Origin of the sequence: Enterobacter sp. Lyrl_3 (assembly GCF_051948675.1) — a bacterium.
Lineage (GTDB): Bacteria > Pseudomonadota > Gammaproteobacteria > Enterobacterales > Enterobacteriaceae > Enterobacter > Enterobacter cloacae.
In genome coordinates, this window is record NZ_JAYJLI010000042.1 from 1 (window position 1) to 3,343 (window position 3,343).

Annotated in this window: 3 protein-coding genes and 1 pseudogene; all 4 read left to right on the top strand. The window is 44.6% G+C overall.

From position 1 onward, the window contains the following. Positions 1-381 precede the first annotated feature (381 nt). Positions 382-1,578, top strand: coding sequence for a tyrosine-type recombinase/integrase (locus tag VF709_RS24645; protein WP_440232451.1), 1,197 nt, complete (start codon positions 382-384; stop codon positions 1,576-1,578). 61 nt (positions 1,579-1,639) lie between these two features. After that, positions 1,640-2,578: a hypothetical protein gene (locus VF709_RS24650; protein WP_440232452.1), complete on the top strand. Its 939-nt coding sequence runs from the start codon at positions 1,640-1,642 to the stop codon at positions 2,576-2,578. Positions 2,579-2,716: 138 nt separating this feature from the next. After that, positions 2,717-3,001, top strand: coding sequence for a helix-turn-helix transcriptional regulator (locus VF709_RS24655; RefSeq protein WP_039273123.1), 285 nt, complete (start codon positions 2,717-2,719; stop codon positions 2,999-3,001). Positions 3,002-3,021: 20 nt separating this feature from the next. After that, positions 3,022-3,343: pseudogene (locus VF709_RS24660) on the top strand (hypothetical protein); the annotation flags it as partial.

The window sequence follows — 3,343 nt, forward strand, 5'->3', positions numbered from 1 at the left end:
ATTAGTTCATGCCGTACGGTTGGAAGCGGCGTTTCAGTGTTTGTGCTTGTTTTGTTTATTTCATTAAAATTCAACACATTAGCTTTGGGTGTGTACTGTTTATTGTTCCAGTGTTTTGCTTAGTTTATGCTGTTATGCAAACAAATGTGGGGCACATGGTGGGGCACATGAAAGGCTTCTTTACCAACCTAGGTTCTTAGGTATGAGTGATGTGATTCTTCACACGTGAGGGCAAAAGTAATTGTTCCAGTCGTTCCAGTTGTACCAGATATATATTTATTAATCTAACTTACTGTTTTTACTTATATATTGTTTTTTAGGCTGGAACAACTGTGGAACAACTTTTGTGGGTTTTGGAACAACTCCTCGGTGGGTGATTTAATGGCTAGTGGCATTAACAAACTGACAGACAGGAAATTGCGGTCCCTGCTTGGCGTAGCTTCTGGAAAAGAGACAAGGCTTGCCGATGGTGGTGGCCTGATGGTCAGAGTGACCAAGGCCGGGGCTATAAGCTGGTTTTTCAGATACAGAATTGGTGGCCGTGATAGCGAGCCCGAGAGGCTAACGTTGGGCAAATATCCAGATATGAGCCTCAGGCAGGCAAGAGAGCAACGTGACCAGTGTCGGGCGTGGCTGGCTGAGGGGAGGGATCCGAAGTTGCAGCTTAAACTGACGAAAAGCGAGACATTAAAGCCCGTGACCGTCAGGGAGGCCATAGAATACTGGATTAGTGGATATGCTGAAGATAACAGGGTAAATGTTGAAAGACACAAAGCAGAACTGCGAAGGCATATCTACCCGTACATTGGAGATATGGCGCTGGCTGATTGCGAAACCAGGTACTGGCTTCAATGTTTCGACCGGATGAAGAAAAAAACTCCTGTCGCGGCAGGATATGTGTTCCAGATGTGCAAGCAAGCCCTGAAATTCTGCCGTGTACGACGCTATGCTATCAGCAACGCTCTCGATGACCTTACCATTCCAGATGTGGGCAAAAAGCAAGCCAGAAGAGACCGGGTACTGAATGACAAAGAGGTTGGCGAGTTATGGTCTGCTATATGGGATGAGAACAGATTTCGAGAATATTACGCCAACCTTGTAAAAATTATACTGGTCTTTGGTTGCCGAACTCAGGAAGCTCGCCTTTCACAACTGAAGGAGTGGGATATGGATGCATGGATCTGGACTGTGCCAAAAGAGCATAGCAAGTCAGGTGAAAAAATTGTAAGACCGATCCCGGATGCTATGCGGCCACACATTGAGCGGTTGCATGAAGAACATAAAAAGTCCGGTTTACTGCTTGGTGAGACTAAATCTACTGAGGCGGTAAGCCAGTGGGGGCGCGGATTATATAAAAAGCTTGGGCATGAGGAGAAATGGACTTTGCATGATCTTCGTCGAACCTTAGCTACGCACATGAACAACATGGGTATTGCTCCACATGTTGTTGAGCAGTTGCTGGGTCACTCAATGCCAGGAGTGATGGCGATTTATAACCGTAGCCAATATTTACCGGAGAAGCTTGATGCACTGAATAAGTGGTACTGGCACCTTAACTTGCTTTCAGGCATTGATTAGAGAAAGCGTAACTAACCGCTCAGAATATATGTCCATTTAACCTAGTGAAAAAGAGGTTGTTATGTCTATAAAGGATACCAAAATACCATTTAGCTATTGTCGTATAGAGCGAGCCGCACTTCTTCTTGGGTGTGATGTCAGTGACTTATTAAATCTTGGAATCACGAAAAAAATATCAATTTGTTTGAATTTGTTTGGTGTTCGTTCTGTGCTTTACATGCGAGGGGACAGTGAGGCGTCCACAAAATGGTTTAATAATCGGCCACGTAAAGCAACCACATCTTTAATAGGTCACGATATCACAGAGTTCTCTAGGATGAACATCTTCAAACTTGATTATAATCCTGACACTGAGGAGACCTTTGCTATCCCTATTTTTGGGCAGGACACTGAGGTTGGGTGCTTTAGCTCTATTGGAAAAGCCTATGGTTTATGGCGACTATGGGGCGGCTTAGAGGAAATTCAGAATTTTGGAGAATACGCAATTAGTGGGTTTGAGTTGACCCCTTGCCACCCAGAAAATGACAATCCTGTAATTCAGCTTCTTATGACTGGTGAAGTGACTGATGAAGATGATGAAGATGGCGATGGCGAACCTTTAAATATTAAGATAACTGCCAACGATCTGTGGGTTACTGCATATGATGTACGACGCCTATTAGATTGTAACGGTGACTATCATTTATTGTTGGAAAATTCAGTTGTAGAAAACCCAAGCACATTAAGTAACACAGACGCTGTTCATCACTCTGCAGAAAGGCACGCTAGAAACCGAGAGCAAATTTTAATGGTTGCCATGCGCTTTAAAGAAGAGCAGCAAAATGCTTTTAATGAGAGCTGCAGAAAAACAGATGGAACTATTAACTATTCTGCCTGGGCCCGTGAGTTGATCGCCAGACCTGACTGGTTCATCAATGGTGAATTGCCAATAAAAACAGAAACGAAAATAGCAGCAATATTAAACAATGCGCATAAGAGGCCGAGCGAAAGAACACAGTAAGCCTTACTCATATACTCCTATAGCATACTGATATATTTATAAGCATTATCAGTATGCTTCTATGCTTACAACTGTATTTCCATCCAGTGTTAACGGTTGCAAACTAGCCTCCACAAACTTAGAAACAGTGGAGGCAGCATGCAAAACACCATTTTTACCCCGCCCAATCCTGAACAGCGTCGCACCCTTTTGGAAGAGTACGGCTTTAAGTTCGACCGCCGAATCCGTGAAGAAGAATGTAGCGAGATCACCAGCCTTTCCCGTTCCAGCCGCTGGAAAATGGAGCAGCAAGGCCGCTTCCCGCCGCGCTGTCACTTTGGCCGCAATAGCTGTGCCTGGCTTCTTTCGGATGTGCTCTGGTGGGTTCGTAATCCGCCAGCAGTAGAGAACGTCAATAACCCATACAGCCGTAAATCTGCTTAATTAACTACAGGTAAACAAACATGAGAAAATTAACTGCCTTAGCTGGCAGCGGCCAGACTCAACCTGAAATCGGTCAGAGCGTTAATTGCCGCGAACTGAAGTTTCATGACCAGGTGGTAATTCCGTTTGACAATGGTGACGGGAAAATCTGGTTCACAGCAAAACAGGCCGCAGGACTTTTGGGCTATGCACAGGTCAAGGCCATCACTAACCTGTACAACAGGAATAAAGATGAGTTTACCGAAGGGATGTCAAAGGTCATCACATTGATGACCAATGGGATAAACAATAACTTACGTAGAAAAAAGGTGCGAGTCTTCTCTCCACGCGGACTCCATTTGC